This window comes from Nonomuraea rubra (assembly GCF_014207985.1).
Lineage (GTDB): Bacteria > Actinomycetota > Actinomycetes > Streptosporangiales > Streptosporangiaceae > Nonomuraea > Nonomuraea rubra.
In genome coordinates, this window is sequence record NZ_JACHMI010000001.1 from 4,034,473 (window position 1) to 4,053,613 (window position 19,141).

The window sequence follows — 19,141 nt, forward strand, 5'->3', positions numbered from 1 at the left end:
TTGGAGACTGGAAAATGCCCGACAGAGTAGTGCTGGCCTATTCAGGCGGCCTCGACACCTCGGTCGCCATCCCGTACCTCGCCGAGAAGATGAACGCCGAGGTCGTCGCCGTCGCCGTGGACCTCGGCCAGGGCGGCGAGGAGATGGAGGTCATCCAGAAGCGCGCCATGGACTGCGGCGCCGTCGAATCTGTCGTGGTGGACGCCAAGGAGGAGTTCGCCGCCGACTTCTGCGTGCCCGCCCTGCAGGCCAACGCGCTCTACATGGACCGCTACCCGCTGGTCTCGTCGCTGTCGCGCCCGCTGATCGTCAAGCACCTGGTGTCGGCGGCCAAGCGGTTCGGCGGCACGATCGTCTCCCACGGCTGCACCGGCAAGGGCAACGACCAGGTCCGCTTCGAGGCCGGCCTGGCCGCCCTGGCCCCCGACCTCCAGGTCATCGCCCCCGCCAGGGACTTCGCCTGGACGCGCGACAAGGCCATCGAGTACGCCGAGGCCAAGGGCCTGCCCATCGAGACCTCGAAGAAGAACCCGTTCTCCATCGACCAGAACCTCTGGGGCCGCGCCGTCGAGACCGGCTTCCTGGAGGACATCTGGAACGGCCCCACCGAAGAGGTCTACTCCTACACCGCCGACCCGGCGCAGCCGCGCGACCCCGACGAGGTCGTGATCGGCTTCGAGCGGGGCGTGCCCGTCAGGCTCGACGGGCGGGCGCTCACGCCGTACCAGGTGGTCGAGGAGCTGAACCGCCGCGCCGGCGCGCAGGGCGTGGGCCGCATCGACATGGTCGAGGACCGCCTGGTGGGCATCAAGTCGCGCGAGGTGTACGAGGCACCCGGCGCGATCGCCCTCATCGCCGCTCACATGGAGCTGGAGAACGTCACCGTCGAGCGCGACCTGGCCCGCTTCAAGCGCGGCGTGGACCAGCGCTGGAGCGAGCTGGTCTACGACGGCCTGTGGTTCTCGCCGCTCAAGAGCGCGCTCGACGCGCTCATCGCCGACGCGCAGCAGCACGTCAACGGCGACATCAGGATGACCCTGCACGGCGGCAGCGCCACCGTGACGGGACGGCGCTCGGAAGACTCCCTGTACGACTTCTCACTCGCCACCTACGACACGGGCGACACCTTCGACCAGTCCCTGGCCAAGGGGTTCGTCCAGCTGTTCTCCCTGCCCGCTAAGATCGCGGCGGCCAGGGACGCGAGGAAGGGCTGAGTTGCACTATGGTCTCGGGGGACGCGAAGGAGATGACGGTGAGTGATGGCAAGCCGATGCGGCTGTGGGGCGGACGCTTCGAGAGCGGCCCGTCCGACGCGCTGGCCCGGCTGTCGGTGAGTGTGCACTTCGACTGGCGGCTGGTGCCGTACGACCTGGCGGCGTCCAGGGCGCACGCCCGCGTGCTGCACAGAGCGGGGCTGCTGACCGCCGAGGAGCTCGAGCGCATGATCGGCGCGCTCGACGACCTGGAGCAGGCCTGCAAGGCGGGCGAGTTCCGGCCGACGGTCGCCGACGAGGACGTGCACACCGCGCTGGAGCGCGGCCTGCTGGAGCGGCTCGGCTCGCTCGGCGGCAAGCTCCGCGCCGGCCGCTCGCGCAACGACCAGATCGCCACCGACCTGCGCCTGTATCTCCGCGACCACGCCCGTTCCGTCGTCTCCCGGCTGGTCGAGCTGGAGACCGCGCTGATGGCCCAGGCCGACCAGCACGCCGAGACGGCCGCGCCCGGCATGACGCACCTGCAGCACGCGCAGCCGGTCTCGTTCGGCCACCAGCTCCTGGCGCACGTGCACGCCTTCGCCCGCGACATCGACCGCATCATCGACTGGGACAAGCGCGCCGCCATCTCGCCGCTCGGCTCCGGCGCGCTCGCGGGCTCGTCGCTGCCGCTCGACCCGCAGGCCGTCGCGCAGGAGCTGGGCTTCGCCAGCGCCGCGCCCAACTCGATGGACGCCGTCGCCGACCGCGACTTCGCGGCCGAGTTCCTGTTCGACGCGGCCATGATCGGCGTGCACCTGTCGCGGCTGGGCGAGGAGATCGTCCTGTGGGCCTCGCAGGAGTTCCGCTGGATCGAGATGGACGACGCCTACTCCACCGGCTCGTCGATCATGCCGCAGAAGAAGAACCCCGACGTGGCCGAGCTGGCCCGCGGCAAGTCGGGGCGGCTCATCGGCAACCTGATGTCGCTGCTGACCACGCTCAAGGGCCTGCCGCTGACCTACAACCGCGACCTCCAGGAGGACAAGGAGCCGGTGTTCGACGCGGTCGACACGCTGCTGCTCGTCCTGCCCGCGATGGCCGGCCTGGTCGCCACCATGCGGGTCAACACCGCGCGCATGGAGGCCTCCGCCCCCGACGGTTACGCGCTGGCCACCGACCTGGCCGAGCTGCTCGTCCGGCGCGGGGTGCCGTTCCGCGACGCGCACGAGGCCGTCGGCCACCTCGTCGTGTGGTGCCAGGTCAACGACAAGGACCTCGGCGAGCTCACCGACGACGAGCTGGCCAAGGTCTCCGCCCACCTGACGCCCGACGTCCGCGACGTGCTCAGCGTGCCCGGCGCCCTGGCCGCCCGCAAGGCCCACGGCGGCACCGCGCCCGACCGCGTCCGCGACCAGCTCATCGCGCTGCGGGAAGCGGTCGACACGCAGGCGGCATGGGCCGCGGGGAGCTGAGCTTCGAGCGGGGCGGGGCGCTGAGCCCCGCGCCGCTGCCGCGCGGCTTCTTCGACAGGCCGTCCCACGAGGTGGCGCCCGACCTGCTCGGGCGCGTGCTCGTGCACGGCCCCGTCGCCGTACGCCTGACCGAGGTCGAGGCGTACGGCGGCCCCGGCGAGGACCCGGCGGCGCACACCTACCGGGGCAGGACACCCCGCAACGCGGTCATGTTCGGCCCGCCAGGGCACCTGTACGTGTACTTCACCTACGGCATGCACTTCTGCGCGAACCTCGTCTGCCTGCCCGAAGGCTCGGGCTCGGCCGTGCTGCTGCGGGCGGGCGAGGTGGTGGCGGGCGAGGCCGAGGCCCGCGCCCGGCGCACTGCCGCCAAGCCGGTCGGCAATCCGGCTGGCAATCCCGTGGCCAGGCCGGCTGCCAGGCCGGTCGCTTTTCGGGACCTCGCGCGCGGGCCGGCCCGGCTGGCCGTCGCGCTCGGCCTGGTGCGCGAGCACAACGGCCTCGACGCGATCCTGGAAGGCTCGCCCGCCGGCAGGCCGCACCAGTCGGCCGTCATGCTCGAAGGCCGGCCCGCCGGCCGGGACCTCATCAGGTCAGGCCCGCGCACCGGCATCTCGACGGCCAAGGACACACCCTGGCGGTTCTGGATCGACGGCGACGAGACCGTCTCGCCGTACCGGGCTCACGTGCCGCGCCGCCGCAGCGCCGCCGCCACCTCCGTGGGGGAGGTGCCCAGCTCGTGAGGGCTGAAGATGTGCAGGTTGTCGCCGGTGTCGATCTCCAGCATCTCGCTGCGCAGCCCCCAGCGCCTGCGTACGTCGACCTTGATGTCCCAGATCGACTCCCACGGCACGTGCCGCCTGCCCGCGAAACCGTGCACCACGGTGATGCCGCTCGGGTCGGCCGCCAGCCGTACGGGGACGAGCAGGTCACGCAGCCCCATCGCGCCGACCAGCACGGCCGCCGGCACGGCCAGGATCACACCACGGAAATCCCCCTCGAACCACCAGTAAACGGCGAGCCCGGCACACACCAGAGCCCCTAAGATCTTGAAAACGGCCAGCTCGCGACGGACCCTCCACATGGACACCCAGCGTATCCAAGTAGCGCGCATGCGCACCGATCGGGCAGGCTAAAGGCATCCGCATCCGAACAGGAAAGCCAGATCACCGTGACCGACATCCTTGACGACCTCGCGTGGCGAGGCCTGATCGCCCAGTCCACCGACCTGGACGCGCTGCGCGCGTCCATGGCGAAGGCACCGATCACGGTCTATTCCGGCTTCGACCCCACCGCGCCGTCCCTGCACATCGGCCACTTCGTGCCGCTGCTGACGCTGCGCCGCCTCCAGGACGCAGGGCACAACCCGATCGGCCTGGTCGGCGGCGCCACCGGCCTGATCGGCGACCCGAGCGGCCGTAACACCGAGCGCTCGCTCAACTCCACCGAGATCGTCGCCGAATGGGTGGAGCGCCTGCGCGGCCAGGTCAGCAGGTTCCTCGACTTCGACGAGTCCCGGTCCAACCCGGCCCGCCTGGTCAGCAACCTCGACTGGACGGGCGAGCTGAGCGCGATCGAGTTCCTGCGCGACATCGGTAAGCACTTCCCGGTCAACCGCATGCTGGCCAGGGAGTCGGTCTCCGCGCGGCTGGCGGGCGAGGGGCTGAGCTACACCGAGTTCAGCTACCAGATCCTGCAGTCCAACGACTACCTGGAGCTCTACCGGCGCCACAACTGCACGCTGCAGATCGGCGGCAGCGACCAGTGGGGCAACATCACCGCGGGCGCCGACCTGATCCGCCGCATCGAGGGCGCGCACGTCCACGCGATGACCCTGCCGCTGATCACCAAGGCCGACGGCACCAAGTTCGGCAAGACGGCGGGCGGCGCGCTCTGGCTCGACCCCGCCATGACCTCGCCGTACGCCTTCTACCAGTACTTCCTCAACTCCGACGACCGCGACGTGATCCATTACCTCAAGGTGTTCACGTTCCGCACCCGCGAGGAGATCGAGGTGCTGGAGAAGGCCGTCGCCGAGCGGCCCTTCGCCCGCGAGGCCCAGCGCACGCTGGCCGAGGAGCTCACCGAGCTGCTGCACGGCAGGCAGGAGCTGGACGCGGTGCTGGCCGCCTCCAAGGCCCTGTTCGGCCAGGGCGCCCTGGAGGAGCTGCCCGCCTCCACCCTCGAGGCCGCGCTGGCCGAGGTGCCCAAGGCCGAGGTGCCCGCGCTCGGCGCCTCGTTCGTCGACCTGCTGGCCGACAGCGGGCTGGTCGAGTCGAAGTCGGCGGCCCGGCGGGCGGTCAAGGAGGGCGGGGCGTACCTCAACAACCGCAAGATCACCGACGAGGCGTACGTGCCGGCGGCCGACGACCTGCTGGCCGGGCGCTTCATGGTGCTGCGGCGCGGCAAGAAGTCGATCGGCGGCGTCACGGTCGGCTGACCCTCTCCCCGCGAAGCGGGCCTTTCGTACGGCGAAGGGCCCGCTTTCGCGTCCGTGAGGAGGAGCGGTTCACCGGCGGGTGAACAACGCCACCGTCAGCCCCGGGAGATCACCCGAGTGCCTGGCCAGGCTGAGCTCGAACCCGGCCGCCTCCACCTCGCCGACCCTGGCGATGGAGTCCCCCTCCAGCCCCGACTGTTTCGTCCCCCGCCACACGACCCAAACCCGCTCCCGCCCCTCCAGAGCCCCCGAGACATCGGACCCCTCCGGATAGCCGAACCCATCGGGGTCGGGCGCACTCCCCGCGAGCAGCACGTCCACCGGCATGAGCGAGTCGGCGTAGTACTCGAACCCCGACCGCACCTGGCTCTGGCCGTAGACGATCGCGTCCTCGGGCTCGGCCTTGATCACGCGGAGCGCCCACGGGATGTTCTCGAACCGGCCGTTCTCCTCCCGCACCTCCGCATGCTCGGAAAACGCCAGCCCGAACCCGACGACCACGACCAGCACCGCCGCCACCACCTGGAACCGGGGCAGCCCGGCCACCGCCAGCCCGGCCAGCAGCGCCAGGACGGGAGCGGTCACGAACAGGTACCGATCCACGTAAGCCGGCGTGACGAGCACCGACACCGCGAGCAGCAGGATCGGCGGCAACACCAGCCAGCCCACCAGCACCGGCGCCCACACCCTGCCGCCCCGGCCCTTAGTCGCTGATCGCCACAGCACCACCGCCCCCGCCAGCGCCATCGCGAACAGCACGACCCCCAGCGTGGTGGCCCCCGCCGCCATCTTCGGGAACTTCAGCCACACCTCCGGCCCCCGCTCCGGGATCCAGCTGATCGCGTGCCGCTCGCCGTACCCGATCAAGCCGAGCACGGCGGCGGGCACGCAGCCGATGGCGAGCGCCGCCAGCATCCGCACCGCCACCACCCGCCGCAGGAGCAGCAGTTGGGCGGGCAGGACGAGCACCGCGAACAGATGCGTGGAGCAGACGAGCGCCACCGCCACCCCGTAGAGCACCCACCTGCGCGCCGCGCCCGGACGTTCGAGTGCGCGGTGCAGGGCCCAGAACGAGAGCACGACCGCGGCCGCCGCGAACGCGTACGACCGAGCGAACGCCCCGTAGTAGGACACCGAGGGCAGGATCGCGAAGACCCCCGCGCCGATCACCCCGGCCCGCGTGCTGTGCAGCCGCCGGCCCAGCTCGACCAGGAACCACGCCGCGACCCCGATCGCCAGCGCCGACGGCAGCCGCAGCCACAACTCCGACGTACCTGCCTTCGCCCAGAAGTGCATGAACAGGTAGTAGGGGAGAAAATGCCCATCGATGTGGCGGGCCAGCTCGAACATCCCGGACAGCGAGCGCGAAGCGGCGCTGATCGTCGCGAGCTCGTCACCGTTCAGCGTGGCGGAACCCGTGCCGGAGAACCCGGCCACCGCGCCCACGAGCGCCATCCACCAGGGAGGCGAGACGCGCAGGCGTTCGGCGGGGCGGGGAGCTGGGGGAGCTAGTGTGGCGGCAGTGGTCACCGGGGCAGGATACGCGTCACATGCCGGACAGATGGCGAATGTGATCGTCTGGCCGTGCACGAGGCGGGACGTCTGGCCGTGCACGAGGCGGGGACCTCGCAAGTGCCCCGCGCCAGACCTCCGACCTCCGGCCGGCCGATTCGGATGTGCCGGCTCACGTCCGCGTCACTGCTGCGTGGTGCGGGTTGGCCGCACAACGATCACCACTCGCCGCTCGGCGTCGCCGACCGGCCGGTCGTACGCCAGCCCGTAGCGGGTGGCCAGCACGTCGAAGAAGTCACCCGACGGATCGGGCTCCACGCGCTCGACGACCCCGCGGACCTCGAGATACCGGTACGGCTGCTCGGGGTCGTTGATGGAGACCGCGACGTTCGGATCCCGCTGGACGTTTCTGCATTTGCGGCGATCCGTCGTGGTCGTGAACCGGAGGTACTCGCCGTCCCAGATCGTCCAGACCGGGTTCACATGGGGCGTGCCGTCGGGCCCGATCGTGGCCAGGTGGGCGAACAGCGGACGGGTCAGCAGGTCAAGGTGGCTTTCCGGGATCACGTGCAACCTTCTTTCAACTTGTGTTTGGGCCCCGGCACCTTATCAAAGCTTTGATGCTTATCAAGGCTCGAATCCTTATCTGTGGTTGTACGATGCGCCCCATGGGGATGCCTGCCGAGGAACGGCTCGGTCTCGACATCAAGCGCGCCGAGCAGGCCTTGATCGCCGCGAAACAGGCGGCGGTGCGACCGGCGGGCCTCACCGTCCCCCAGTACGCGGCCCTGCTCGCCCTCGCCGCCAGCCCCGGAATCTCGGGGGCCGCGCTGGCCCGTACCTGTCTGGTGACACCGCAGGCGATGACCGTGGTGCTGAAGAACCTGGAGGAGCGGGGGCTGGTCGAACGTTCGCCGCATCCGTGGCATGGCAACGTCCTGGAGATCCGGCTCACGGAGACCGGACGGGCGGCACTGGAGGCGGCGGACGAGCGGGCCGTCGTGATCGAGCGGGCGATCGCGGCCGAGTTCAGCGCCGAGGAGCGGGAGACGCTGCGGGGTTTGCTGGCGCGCTGCAACGACGCCATCGCCAAAGCCGCGTCCCGGCTGTGATCTGCGCCGTTCCCGCTTCCGGGCCGGCGGCGTCTCAGGGAACTCTCGCGGGGCGATTTGACGTCTCGCGGATCGCGACCTAATCTTTCACTTCGCCCCGGGAGTGAGCCGGACGCCGGTCAGGCGGACGGGCCCCCAGGGCAAGCCCCTTGAAACAAACGAGCCAACCCGGCAGAAGCCGCTTCGGCGTGCTCCAGCATGGGCGGCTTCTGGGCGTGCTCAGATCACCGGAAAATCGGTTGATTCGACACGAGCCGGATGCCACGGTAAGTTACGAGGGTTGCCTCGGAGCCGGGGCACGCAATCTTGGAAGATCGAACCAGTTCCGGTCAAGTCGCTGGATTTGACAAGGAAACGGGCGATCTGATAAGATTGAGATGAGCGAGATGGCGCCTCTGCGCTGGAGTTCGGGAAACTGAATTCGAGCCGGAAGTACGCGTCCGTTTCTTGAGAACTCAACAGTGTGTTAAAAGCCAGTGCATGATTTTCATGCAACACCTCGTCAAGAGATTTTCTTGATGGATTTTGCTCGGATGAATAATCCAGACATTGTTTGGAGAGTTTGATCCTGGCTCAGGACGAACGCTGGCGGCGTGCTTAACACATGCAAGTCGAGCGGAAAGGCCCTTCGGGGTACTCGAGCGGCGAACGGGTGAGTAACACGTGAGCAACCTGCCCCTGACTCTGGGATAAGCCCGGGAAACTGGGTCTAATACCGGATACGACCGCCTCCGGCATCGGGTGGTGGTGGAAAGTTTTTCGGTTGGGGATGGGCTCGCGGCCTATCAGCTTGTTGGTGGGGTAGTGGCCTACCAAGGCGACGACGGGTAGCCGGCCTGAGAGGGCGACCGGCCACACTGGGACTGAGACACGGCCCAGACTCCTACGGGAGGCAGCAGTGGGGAATATTGCGCAATGGGCGGAAGCCTGACGCAGCGACGCCGCGTGGGGGATGACGGCCTTCGGGTTGTAAACCTCTTTCAGCAGGGACGAAGTTGACGTGTACCTGCAGAAGAAGCGCCGGCTAACTACGTGCCAGCAGCCGCGGTAATACGTAGGGCGCAAGCGTTGTCCGGAATTATTGGGCGTAAAGAGCTCGTAGGTGGCTGGTCGCGTCTGCCGTGAAAGCCCGCAGCTTAACTGCGGGTCTGCGGTGGATACGGGCCGGCTAGAGGTAGGTAGGGGCAAGTGGAATTCCTGGTGTAGCGGTGAAATGCGCAGATATCAGGAGGAACACCGGTGGCGAAGGCGGCTTGCTGGGCCTTACCTGACGCTGAGGAGCGAAAGCGTGGGGAGCGAACAGGATTAGATACCCTGGTAGTCCACGCTGTAAACGTTGGGCGCTAGGTGTGGGGATCTTCCACGATCTCCGTGCCGGAGCTAACGCATTAAGCGCCCCGCCTGGGGAGTACGGCCGCAAGGCTAAAACTCAAAGGAATTGACGGGGGCCCGCACAAGCGGCGGAGCATGTTGCTTAATTCGACGCAACGCGAAGAACCTTACCAAGGTTTGACATCACCCGGAAACCTGCAGAGATGTGGGCCTCTTCGGACTGGGTGACAGGTGGTGCATGGCTGTCGTCAGCTCGTGTCGTGAGATGTTGGGTTAAGTCCCGCAACGAGCGCAACCCTTGCTCCATGTTGCCAGCAGGCGCTTCGGCGTGCTGGGGACTCATGGGGGACTGCCGGGGTCAACTCGGAGGAAGGTGGGGATGACGTCAAGTCATCATGCCCCTTATGTCTTGGGCTGCAAACATGCTACAATGGCCGGTACAGAGGGTTGCGATACCGTGAGGTGGAGCGAATCCCTAAAAGCCGGTCTCAGTTCGGATTGGGGTCTGCAACTCGACCCCATGAAGTCGGAGTCGCTAGTAATCGCAGATCAGCAATGCTGCGGTGAATACGTTCCCGGGCCTTGTACACACCGCCCGTCACGTCACGAAAGTCGGCAACACCCGAAGCCCGTGGCCCAACCCGCAAGGGGGGGAGCGGTCGAAGGTGGGGCTGGCGATTGGGACGAAGTCGTAACAAGGTAGCCGTACCGGAAGGTGCGGCTGGATCACCTCCTTTCTAAGGAGCACTCTCACCCATCGCCACCGAGTGTGTGGTGGGGTGACAGCTCACTAGTGGAGCACTGGCTACTCAGCCGGGCCGGGATCGCCGGCGTGCTAGTACCGCCTCCTGCGGGAGGAGTGGGAACGGGCGTTTCGGGGGTTCGGTCTGGTTGGACACACTGTTGGGTCCTGAGGAAACGGGCGACCGGTTCTTCGGAGACAGGGCCACTCAAGCAGCACGGGTACGTGTTGTGGCGGTGGTTTGCTGTTTGTTGTTTGAGATTTGCATAGTGGACGCGAGCATCTTTGTGGCCAAGTTTTTTAGGGCACACGGTGGATGCCTTGGCATCAGGAGCCGATGAAGGACGTGGGAGGCTGCGTTAAGCCTCGGGGAGTCGCCAACCAGACGTTGATCCGGGGATGTCCGAATGGGGAAACCTAGCACCAGTCATGTGGTGTTGCCTCCGCCTGAATGTATAGGGCGGTTGGTGGTAACGCGGGGAAGTGAAACATCTCAGTACCCGTAGGAAGAGAAAACAAGAGTGATTCCGTGAGTAGTGGTGAGCGAAAGCGGATGAGGCTAAACCGGGCGTGTGTGATAGCCGGCAGGCGTTGCATGTCCGGGGTCGTGGGACCTTCTTGAAGTGGCTGCCGCTGCTTCGAGCAGTGATAAATCGATGGGGTAGTTGAAAGCTCTGGGAAGGGCTGCCGTAGACCGTGAGAGCCGGGTAGGCGAAACCTTGTCGACTGCTGGAGGGGATCCCAAGTAGCACGGGGCCCGAGAAATCCTGTGTGAATCTGCCAGGACCACCTGGTAAGCCTAAATACTCCCTGATGACCGATAGTGCACGAGTACCGTGAGGGAAAGGTGAAAAGTGCCCCGGTGAGGGGTCGTGAAATAGTACCTGAAACCGTGTGCCTACAAGCCGTAGGAGCTTAGCTGATCTTCGGATCGGCTGTGATGTGACTGCGTGCCTTTTGAAGAATGAGCCTGCGAGTTATGGTGTGTGGCGAGGTTAACCCGTGTGGGGGAGCCGTAGCGAAAGCGAGTCTGAAGAGGGCGTTTGAGTCGCATGCTGTAGACCCGAAGCGGAGTGATCTACGCATGGGCAGGTTGAAGCTCAGGTAAGACTGGGTGGAGGACCGAACCCACCAGGGTTGAAAACCTGGGGGATGATCTGTGTGTAGGGGTGAAAGGCCAATCAAACTCCGTGATAGCTGGTTCTCCCCGAAATGCATTTAGGTGCAGCGTTGCGTGTTTCTTGCCGGAGGTAGAGCACTGGATGGCCGATGGGCCCGACAAGGTTACTGACGTCAGCCAAACTCCGAATGCCGGTAAGTGAGAGCGTGGCAGTGAGACTGCGGGCGATAAGGTTCGTAGTCGAGAGGGAAACAGCCCAGATCACCGACTAAGGCCCCTAAGCGTGTGCTAAGTGGGAAAGGATGTGGAGTCGCAGAGACAACCAGGAGGTTGGCTTAGAAGCAGCCACCCTTGAAAGAGTGCGTAATAGCTCACTGGTCAAGTGATTCTGCGCCGACAATGTAGCGGGGCTCAAGTACACCGCCGAAGTCGTGGCACTCAGACCTTTGGGTCTGGGTGGGTAGGGGAGCGTCGTGCAGCCGGCGAAGCAGCAGAGTGATCTAGTTGTGGAGGCTGTGCGAGTGAGAATGCAGGCATGAGTAGCGAATCGAGGGTGAGAAACCCTCGCGCCGGATGACCAAGGGTTCCTGGGCCAGGCTAATCCGCCCAGGGTAAGTCGGGACCTAAGGCGAGGCCGACAGGCGTAGTCGATGGACAACGGGTTGATATTCCCGTACCCGCTTCAATGCGCCCATACTGAACCTCGTGATGCTAAGAGTCCTTAGCTCGCCTAAAGCCTTCGGGCTTGGGGTCAGAGTGAACGCTCGATCCGATCGGGTAGTAGGTAAGCGATGGGGTGACGCAGGAAGGTAGTCCAGCCCAGGCGATGGTTGTCCTGGGGTAAGCATGTAGGGAGTGCGGTAGGCAAATCCGCCGCGCGTTAATCCTGAGATGTGATGCCGAGCCGATTGTGGTGAAGTGGATGATCCTATGCTGCCGAGAAAAGCCTCTAGTGAGTGTTGTGGCGGCCCGTACCCTAAACCGACTCAGGTGGTCAGGTAGAGAATACTAAGGCGATCGGGTGAACTGTGGTTAAGGAACTCGGCAAATTGCCCCCGTAACTTCGGGAGAAGGGGGACCTCTGCTGGTGATGAGTCTTGCACTCGGAGCTGGTGGGGGTCGCAGTGGCCAGGGGGAAGCGACTGTTTACTAAAAACACAGGTCCGTGCGAAGTCGTAAGACGATGTATACGGACTGACGCCTGCCCGGTGCCGGAACGTTAAGGGGACCGCTTAGTCCAGTTTTCTGGGCGAAGGTGAGAACTTAAGCGCCGGTAAACGGCGGTGGTAACTATAACCATCCTAAGGTAGCGAAATTCCTTGTCGGGTAAGTTCCGACCTGCACGAATGGCGTAACGACTTCCCCGCTGTCTCAACCGCAGACCCGGCGAAATTGCACTACGAGTAAAGATGCTCGTTACGCGCAGCAGGACGGAAAGACCCCGGGACCTTCACTACAGCTTGACATTGGCGTTTGGAGCGTCTTGTGTAGGATAGGTGGGAGACTGGGAAGCTCGGACGCTAGTTCGGGTGGAGTCATTGGTGAAATACCACTCTGGTCGTTTTGAACGTCTAACTCTGGTCCGTGATCCGGATCGGGGACAGTGTCTGGTGGGTAGTTTAACTGGGGCGGTTGCCTCCCAAAGAGTAACGGAGGCGCCCAAAGGTTCCCTCAGCCTGGTTGGCAATCAGGTGTTGAGTGTAAGTGCACAAGGGAGCTTGACTGTGAGACTGACGGGTCGAGCAGGAGCGAAAGCTGGGACTAGTGATCCGGCATCGGCGTGTGGAAGCGGTGTCGCTCAACGGCTAAAAGGTACCCCGGGGATAACAGGCTGATCTTCCCCAAGAGTCCATATCGACGGGATGGTTTGGCACCTCGATGTCGGCTCGTCGCATCCTGGGGCTGGAGTAGGTCCCAAGGGTTGGGCTGTTCGCCCATTAAAGCGGTACGCGAGCTGGGTTTAGAACGTCGCGAGACAGTTCGGTCCCTATCCGCTGCGCGCGTAGGAGACTTGAAAGGGGCTGTCCCTAGTACGAGAGGACCGGGACGGACGAACCTCTGGTGTGCCAGTTGTACCGCCAGGTGCACGGCTGGTTGGCTACGTTCGGAAGGGATAACCGCTGAAAGCATCTAAGCGGGAAGCTCGCCTTGAGATGAGGTCTCCCACCCTGTGAGGGGGTAAGGCTCCCGGTAGACGACCGGGTTGATAGGCCGGAGGTGGAAGCGCGGTAACGTGTGGAGCTGACCGGTACTAATAGGCCGAGGACTTGACCACAAAGCAGACTTTCTTTTGCTCGCGTCCACTATGCAGTTCTGAGACAGCAAACGGCTGTTTCGCAGGGTTACGGCGGTTATGGCGGGAAGGAAACACCCGGTTACATTCCGAACCCGGAAGTTAAGCTTCTCTGCGCCGATGGTACTGCACTCGGGAGGGTGTGGGAGAGTAGGTCACCGCCGGACAATCTTTATGGGAGGGCCCCGACGCCGAGCGTCGGGGCCCTTTCTGCGTTTCAGGCCAAGAACCGGCCTGCCCGGCTGCCTGGACGGTGGCCGGGCACCAGGGTTACGACGGCCGCAGGACGAAGACGCCCCAGCCGAGGTAGTCACGTCCGTACTCCAAATGGGATCGCCGCGCCCGCGTGAGGAAATCGCGCATCGCCGGCACATCCGGATCACCGGGGTTCTCACGCAGCCAGTCGCTGATCGTCCACCATTTGGCTCGCGACATACCGGTCCCAGGTGTCGGGGGCGGCCAGCACCATTTCGAGCAGTTCGAAGCCGGCCGCCTCGGCACGGTCGGCCGTACCGATCAACGAGGTGAACGAGTCTTGGTCGACCTGTAGTGCGGCGCATGCCTCGGGCGGTGGCGGTGACGTCCAATAGCACTCGCCGACCAGCACGATGCCGTTCGGGCGCAACCAGCGGCGCATGAGAGACAACGTGCCCGCGAGGCCGCCGCCGATCCAGGTCGCGCCGATGCAGGTGACGACGTCGTACGACGCAGGAGTGTCCTCCTAGGCCCCGGCGTCCGCTTCCACGAACTTGACACGATCGGCCACCCCCAGCTCGTTCGCGCGGATTCGGGCGGCGTTCAGAAATACCTTGCTGATGTCGACGCCGACGCCCTGGACGCCGTAGTCGGCCGCCCAGCGGGAAAGGAGCTCTCCTTTGCCGCACGCCAGATCCAGGATGCGGGTGCCGGGGGCGAAGTCGCAGATCTCGCCGAGCAGGTTGAGCTTGTCGTCCGTCAGCGGGTTCAGAATGCGGTGGCCGGACTCGGCGATTTCGTGGAAGCGTAGTGACATGCCGAGCAGTCTCACTTACCGAGTGTTTGCGGTCGAATCAATATCGCGGGTGCGACGGGCTCGTGGACGTTCCGTGACTTGCTAGGCTGGTACGACCGGGCCACCCCCACGGGTGGCCTTCGTCGCGTAAGGCCCGAGGGCGGGCGGCGACCAGCCACGGTGGACCGTCGTTGAGAGTCCGCTGGGTGAGCCAACGAAATGGACCAGAAGTGAACAGAGATAACGGATCGGACGGCGGACAGCGCGGGCGCGGCGACTACGGCGACAGGCGCTCTGGCGGAGAGGGCAGGAGCGGGGGCTACAGCTCTCGCGGGCGAGACTCCGGCGGCGACCGTCCGTTCCGTTCCGACGACAGGTCGCGCTCCGACAACCGCGGTGACCGCGGGCCGCGGCGCGACGACGATCGAGACAGCCGAGGCGGGCGCCGCGAGGGCGGCGAGCGCCGGCCGTTCCGCGACCGGGACGAGTCGGGCCCGCGCCGCGAGGGCGGGTACCGCGGCCCCAGGCGCGAAGGAGACGATCGCGGACCTCGGGGCGATGAGCGCCGTACCTATCGGGACAGGGACGACCGCGGGCCGCGTCGCGAGGGTGGCTACGGCGACCGGCGTGAGGGCGGGTTCGGCGGAGGCCGTCGTGAGGGCGGGTTCCGTGATGATCGGGGTCCGCGTCGTGAGGGCGGGTTCCGTGACGATCGCGGGCCTCGTCGTGAGGGCGGGTTCCGTGATGATCGGGGTCCGCGTCGTGAGGGTGGCTTCCGTGATGATCGGGGTCCGCGTCGTGAGGGTGGGTTCCGTGATGATCGGGGTCCGCGTCGTGAGGGTGGCTTCCGTGATGATCGGGGTCCGCGTCGTGAGGGCGGGTTCCGTGATGATCGCGGGCCGCGTCGTGAGGGCGGATTCCGTGATGACCGTGGCCCCAGGCGGGAAGGCGGTTACGGCGGGCGTCGTGAGGGCGGGTCCGAGGACCGGGGTCCGCGTCGTGAGGGCGATGACCGCCGTACCTATCGGGACCGCGACGACTGGCAGCCGCGCCGCGAGGGCGGTTATGGACAGCGCCGTGAGGGCGGGTTCCGTGACGACCGTGGCCCGCGCCGTGAGGGTGGGTTCCGTGACGACCGCGGCCCGCGTCGTGAGGGTGGGTTCCGTGATGATCGGGGCCCGCGTAGCGAGGGCGGGTTCCGCGACGATCGCGGGCCTCGTCGCGAAGGTGGCTTCCGTGATGATCGGGGTCCGCGTCGTGAGGGCGGGTTCCGTGATGATCGGGGCCCCCGTCGTGAGGGCGGATTTCGTGACGATCGCGGGCCGCGCCGTGAGGGTGGCTTCCGTGACGATCGGGGTCCCCGTCGTGAGGGCGGGTTCGGCGAGCGGCGCGAGGGCGGCGACCGCGGCCCGCGTCGTGGTGGCTACGGCGAGCGGCGCGAGGGTGGTTACGGTGGTGGCCGCCGTGAGGGCGGGTTCCGCGACGATCGCGGGCCGCGTCGTGACGGTGGTTCCGGTGACCGCGGCGGCTACGGTGACAGGCGTGAGGGTGGCTTCCGCGAGAGGGGCGAGCGCGACTCCCGGCCGTTCTCTCGTGAAGGCCGCGAGGAGCGTCCCGGAGCGGGCAGCCGCGCGAGGTACGGCCGGAGCGATCGCGAGGACGCAGCCGAGGCCCCGCAGCGCGAGAGGCTGCCCGAGGTGGCGCCCGACATCACCGTGGACGAGCTCGACAAGGAGGTCATCGAGGAGCTGCGTTCGCTTCCCGGCGACCTCGCCGACCTGGTCGGCCGGCACCTGGTGGCCGCCGAGCGGGCGCTGGAGGAGGACGACCCCGATCGGGCGCACGAGCACACGAAGGTGGCGCGCAGGTTCGCGGCCCGCATCGGTGTCGTACGCGAGGCCGCGGGGATCGTCGCGTACCGCGCTGGTCATTTCTCCGAGGCGCTGAGCGATCTGCGGGCGGCCAGGCGGATGACCGGTTCGGACGCGTACCTGCCGGTCATGGCCGACTGCGAGCGCGGCATGGGCCGTCCGGAGCGGGCCATCGACCTCGTACGTTCGCCGGAAGCGGAGCGTCTCGACCGGGCCGGCCGCATCGAGCTGACCATCGTCGAGTCCGGCGCCCGCCGTGACCTGGGCCAGCACGACGCCGCAGTGATCACCCTGCAGCGCCTGCCAGAGCTGCGCGACCCGCAGCCCAAGCCGTGGTCGGCGCGGCTGGCGTTCGCGTACGCCGACGCGCTGGCCGACGCCGGGCACCAGGACGCGGCCACCGACTGGTTCGGCCGGGCGATGGCCTTCGACGAGGACGGGGAGACGGACGCGGCCGAACGGTACGCGGAGCTGACCGGAGCCGTCATCGAGGACGTCGAGGAGGACTTCGACGAGGAGGACGGCTTCGACGACGCCGGTGTGGCCGAGGCCGGGGACGTGGCCACGGTGGATGAGGAGGCGGATGACGCCGCCGCTCTCGCCGAGGCCGGGGACCTGCTGGATGGCGAGATCGCGTCCGAGGACGTGGAGGAAGCGTCCGACGAGGTCGAACCGGGTGAAGGCGCACGTGCCTCGGCGGCCGGAGCTGCGGAGGGTGACTCCGTTGAGGGTGCGGGTGATGACGGTCCGGTTGTCATTGCCTCGCCGGAGGAGCCTGCTGAGGCCGAGGAGGCAAAGGCGGCCGCTGAGGCCCACGAGCCTGTTGCGGCCGATGAGGCTGAGCGGACCGCTGAGGCTGAGCAGACCGCTGAGGCTCAGGAGCCTGCTGAGGCGGTAGCGGCCGCTGAGGCCGACGAGCCTGCTGAGGCAGTGGAGAGCGCGGAGGCCGGGGAGCGGACCGCTGGGGTTCCGGGGATCACGCCGGCGTTCATCGAGCCGAACTTCGGCGATGTGCTCGATGAGGGTGCCGAAGCGCCTGCCGACAAGCCGAAGAGCGAGGACTGACGTTCCGTTCGTCTCGTGCCCGCCGTAACGGGCCTTGCCTCGCCTCCGGGTGAGGGAAGGGCCGTGCGGCGGGGGAGATGACGTCGTCCTTACGTACGTCGAACACCGCGCGGTACGTCTGTGACAGGCGTACCGCGCGCCCGTTGTGGGCCATGACCTGGGTGCGTACCGCCGCCAGAACTCACCCGCATGGCGTGCCCACACCGCATTGGCGCGCCCACGCCACACTGCATCCCCACGCAAGCAGGCACATCCCGTCACCGTGGGCGCATGTCACGTGCGGCAGGTGCATGCCGGGCACCGCGGGCGCATGCCGGGCACTGCGGGCGCATGCCGTCACCGTGCGAGGAGATGCGCCAGACCGTGCAGAGGGTCTACGCGAGTCCTACCTCAAGATCCCTGCCCCACCTCATGCTTGACCAGCGGCAGGAAGCGTGCAGCACCTGGCCGGGGAGGATCATGGCGAGACGCGGTCCAGCCAGTGCAGGATCCCGGCGACGTTCGACGGAGCCCCGCTCAGCAGCTCGAACTGCTCGGCCGTAGCCTCGTCGGCGGTCATCGCGCTGTAGCGCTCCTTGGTGCGTTCCCTCACCATGGCGACGGCATGATCCAGATCCATTCCCTCGGACCGGGCCTGCCGGGTGAGATCAACCCAGACCCGAAGCTCCTCCGCCGACCGCTCCAGCGTCTCCCGAACGGCCTGAACCGGCCCATAGTGGCTGAACAGCAACCGTTGCGGCCCGAGCGCCTCGAACAGCGCGATCGAGTCGAGCGCCGTCTTCAGGTCGAAGTCCGGCGGCGGGGTGGCAGGGCGCAGATCGCCTGTCTCGGGCAGGTAGACGCCGGCCGCGTCACCGACGTACAGGTCGCCTGTGGCCGAGTCGACCAGCCCCACGTGGTGCTTCGCGTGACCGGGTGAGTAGTGGCTGTTCAGCGTGCGCCCGTTGCCCAGGTCGATGGCGCCGGTGTCGCCGAGGGCGACGATGCGTTCGGCCTCGGTGGGGGACAACTCGCCGAAGAGCGTGTCGAGCCGGTCGCCCCACACCATGCGCGCGCTGGCCATCAGCCGTGATGGCTCGGCGAGGTGACGGGCGCCCTTCTCGTGTACGACGACCTGCGCGGACGGGAAGAACCTGGCGATGTCGCCGACACCCCCGGCATGATCGAGATGGATGTGGGTCACGACGACCGTGGCGAGGTCGTCCGGGCCGACGCCGAGCGAGGCGATCGCGTCCCGCACCACGGGTGCCGAGGTGGAGGTGCCGGTCTCCACGAGGCAGGGCCGGTCACTGAGGATCAGATAGCCGGCCGTGATGCCCGAGAACCCGGCCATTTTGGTGTCGATCTCATAGACGTCGCCGCCGAGCGCGGTGATGTTGTCCACAGCCACTCCCAAGCCTCCAGCGGTTATCCCCAGAACGGCGTTCCAGCCGATCCGGCCTCCCCTCATCGTAGAGAGTGATCTCCACCAGAACACCGATGGGAGGACGACCGTGGACCGAAACGAAGTCTTGCTGGTGGGGAGACTGTCGGCGCCGGCCGAGGAGCACCCCCTGCCAAGCGGCGATACCCTGACGAAGTGGCGCATCATCGTTCGCCGTCGCCGCCACAGGCGTGGGGCGACGCTCAGTGACAGCGTCCCGTGCATCACGTTCAACCCGGACGTGGCCGCCGTCGTCCGCGCCCTCAAGCCCCGGGAGTACATCGAGGTGACGGGCTCGTTCCGTTGCCGCGTCTACGGCCCATCGACCGGAAAGACCTGGCGTTACGAGGTGGAGGTGAGTACCGCCAAGCCCTGCGAAGGCGAGCTCCCCGACCTTTCGGACCCTCCCCAGCTCCCCGAGTCCGCCCAACCGGCGACCGGCACCGACCCGGCACAGCTCGCCGCCCTGATACCACGGCAGGTGCCGTACCTGGCGCCCACCGGCTGATCGGGCCGGGTCACCGCCATGCGCACGGCTGGCATTGAGCCCGGGGCGCGGCTGGCTCTGTGCG

Annotated in this window: 14 protein-coding genes and 3 rRNA genes; 10 read left to right on the plus strand and 7 right to left on the minus strand. The window is 66.9% G+C overall.

Annotated elements, in window-relative coordinates:
* Positions 1-14 precede the first annotated feature (14 nt).
* The 3 genes from HD593_RS18425 to HD593_RS18435 are packed head-to-tail and all read left to right on the plus strand — an operon-like array spanning position 15 to position 3,411.
* The gene (locus HD593_RS18425) at positions 15-1,214 is read left to right on the plus strand and encodes an argininosuccinate synthase (protein WP_185103322.1); all 1,200 of its coding nucleotides are present in this window, start codon (positions 15-17) and stop codon (positions 1,212-1,214) included.
* A 32-nt stretch (positions 1,215-1,246) separates the two neighbouring features.
* Entirely contained in the window at positions 1,247-2,668 is a 1,422-nt protein-coding gene (gene argH / locus HD593_RS18430) for an argininosuccinate lyase (RefSeq protein WP_185103323.1), read from the plus strand.
* On the plus strand, positions 2,650-3,411 hold the full coding sequence (locus HD593_RS18435; RefSeq protein WP_185103324.1) for a DNA-3-methyladenine glycosylase: 762 nt from the start codon (positions 2,650-2,652) through the stop codon (positions 3,409-3,411). The genes argH and HD593_RS18435 overlap by 19 nt, the downstream gene beginning before the upstream one ends.
* Here the strand turns inward: HD593_RS18435 and HD593_RS18440 are convergent.
* Entirely contained in the window at positions 3,351-3,752 is a 402-nt protein-coding gene (locus HD593_RS18440) for a PH domain-containing protein (protein WP_221524818.1), read from the minus strand. The genes HD593_RS18435 and HD593_RS18440 overlap by 61 nt on opposite strands.
* A gap of 87 nt (positions 3,753-3,839) precedes the next feature.
* Between HD593_RS18440 and tyrS the strand changes: the two genes are divergently transcribed.
* Positions 3,840-5,108 (plus strand): tyrosine--tRNA ligase, encoded by a 1,269-nt coding sequence (gene tyrS, locus HD593_RS18445; protein WP_185103326.1) that lies wholly within the window; start codon positions 3,840-3,842, stop codon positions 5,106-5,108.
* Between the two features lie 69 nt (positions 5,109-5,177).
* Here tyrS and HD593_RS18450 read toward each other — a convergent pair whose 3' ends face one another.
* Both HD593_RS18450 and HD593_RS18455 read right to left on the minus strand, forming a co-directional pair.
* Positions 5,178-6,638, minus strand: a complete 1,461-nt coding sequence (locus tag HD593_RS18450) for a glycosyltransferase family 39 protein (RefSeq protein ID WP_312903539.1) — start codon at positions 6,636-6,638, stop codon at positions 5,178-5,180.
* Positions 6,639-6,803: 165 nt separating this feature from the next.
* Entirely contained in the window at positions 6,804-7,187 is a 384-nt protein-coding gene (locus tag HD593_RS18455) for a PPOX class F420-dependent oxidoreductase (protein ID WP_312903540.1), read from the minus strand.
* 101 nt (positions 7,188-7,288) lie between these two features.
* On the opposite strand from HD593_RS18455, the gene HD593_RS18460 reads away from it, so the two are divergent.
* From HD593_RS18460 to rrf, 4 genes are all read left to right on the plus strand, one after another.
* On the plus strand, positions 7,289-7,732 hold the full coding sequence (locus HD593_RS18460; protein WP_221524819.1) for a MarR family winged helix-turn-helix transcriptional regulator: 444 nt from the start codon (positions 7,289-7,291) through the stop codon (positions 7,730-7,732).
* 550 nt (positions 7,733-8,282) lie between these two features.
* A 16S ribosomal RNA gene (locus HD593_RS18465) occupies positions 8,283-9,801 on the plus strand.
* A gap of 294 nt (positions 9,802-10,095) precedes the next feature.
* Positions 10,096-13,201: ribosomal RNA gene (locus HD593_RS18470) — 23S ribosomal RNA — on the plus strand.
* Positions 13,202-13,269: 68 nt separating this feature from the next.
* Positions 13,270-13,386, plus strand: a 5S ribosomal RNA gene (rrf, locus tag HD593_RS18475).
* The 16S, 23S and 5S rRNA genes sit together here, the layout of an rRNA operon.
* Positions 13,387-13,610: 224 nt before the next feature.
* On the opposite strand, the gene HD593_RS61450 is transcribed toward rrf, so the two are convergent.
* The 3 genes from HD593_RS61450 to HD593_RS18485 form a co-directional block, all read right to left on the minus strand.
* Entirely contained in the window at positions 13,611-13,856 is a 246-nt protein-coding gene (locus HD593_RS61450) for a hypothetical protein (RefSeq protein WP_246546625.1), read from the minus strand.
* A gap of 84 nt (positions 13,857-13,940) precedes the next feature.
* Positions 13,941-14,246 carry an SAM-dependent methyltransferase gene (locus HD593_RS61455; protein ID WP_312903541.1) on the minus strand — a complete coding sequence of 102 codons (306 nt, stop codon included), beginning with the start codon at positions 14,244-14,246 and terminating at the stop codon, positions 13,941-13,943.
* Positions 14,243-16,003, minus strand: coding sequence for a hypothetical protein (locus HD593_RS18485; protein ID WP_185112769.1), 1,761 nt, complete (start codon positions 16,001-16,003; stop codon positions 14,243-14,245). Before HD593_RS18485 ends, HD593_RS61455 begins: the two co-directional genes overlap by 4 nt.
* Between HD593_RS18485 and HD593_RS18490 the strand changes: the two genes are divergently transcribed.
* A complete protein-coding gene (locus tag HD593_RS18490; protein WP_312903542.1) occupies positions 15,908-17,146 on the plus strand; it encodes a hypothetical protein in 1,239 nt (412 codons plus the stop codon). The genes HD593_RS18485 and HD593_RS18490 overlap by 96 nt on opposite strands.
* 457 nt (positions 17,147-17,603) lie before the next feature.
* On the opposite strand, the gene HD593_RS18495 is transcribed toward HD593_RS18490, so the two are convergent.
* Positions 17,604-18,530 (minus strand): MBL fold metallo-hydrolase, encoded by a 927-nt coding sequence (locus HD593_RS18495; protein WP_185103328.1) that lies wholly within the window; start codon positions 18,528-18,530, stop codon positions 17,604-17,606.
* 109 nt (positions 18,531-18,639) lie between these two features.
* Here HD593_RS18495 and HD593_RS18500 point away from each other — a divergent pair, with 109 nt between their 5' ends.
* Positions 18,640-19,077, plus strand: coding sequence for a single-stranded DNA-binding protein (locus HD593_RS18500; RefSeq protein WP_185103329.1), 438 nt, complete (start codon positions 18,640-18,642; stop codon positions 19,075-19,077).
* Positions 19,078-19,141 lie beyond the last annotated feature (64 nt).

Excerpts from the sequence above, each read along its gene's own strand:
- HD593_RS61450 (WP_246546625.1), bottom strand. The coding sequence starts at position 13,856 with ATGCGCCGCTGGTTGCGCCCGAACGGCATCGTGCTGGTCGGCGAGTGC.
- HD593_RS18460 (WP_221524819.1), top strand. The coding sequence starts at position 7,289 with ATGGGGATGCCTGCCGAGGAACGGCTCGGTCTCGACATCAAGCGCGCC.
- HD593_RS18425 (WP_185103322.1), top strand. The coding sequence starts at position 15 with ATGCCCGACAGAGTAGTGCTGGCCTATTCAGGCGGCCTCGACACCTCG.
- HD593_RS18435 (WP_185103324.1), top strand. The coding sequence starts at position 2,650 with ATGGGCCGCGGGGAGCTGAGCTTCGAGCGGGGCGGGGCGCTGAGCCCC.
- HD593_RS18440 (WP_221524818.1), bottom strand. The coding sequence starts at position 3,752 with ATGTGGAGGGTCCGTCGCGAGCTGGCCGTTTTCAAGATCTTAGGGGCT.
- argH (WP_185103323.1), top strand. The coding sequence starts at position 1,247 with ATGACGGTGAGTGATGGCAAGCCGATGCGGCTGTGGGGCGGACGCTTC.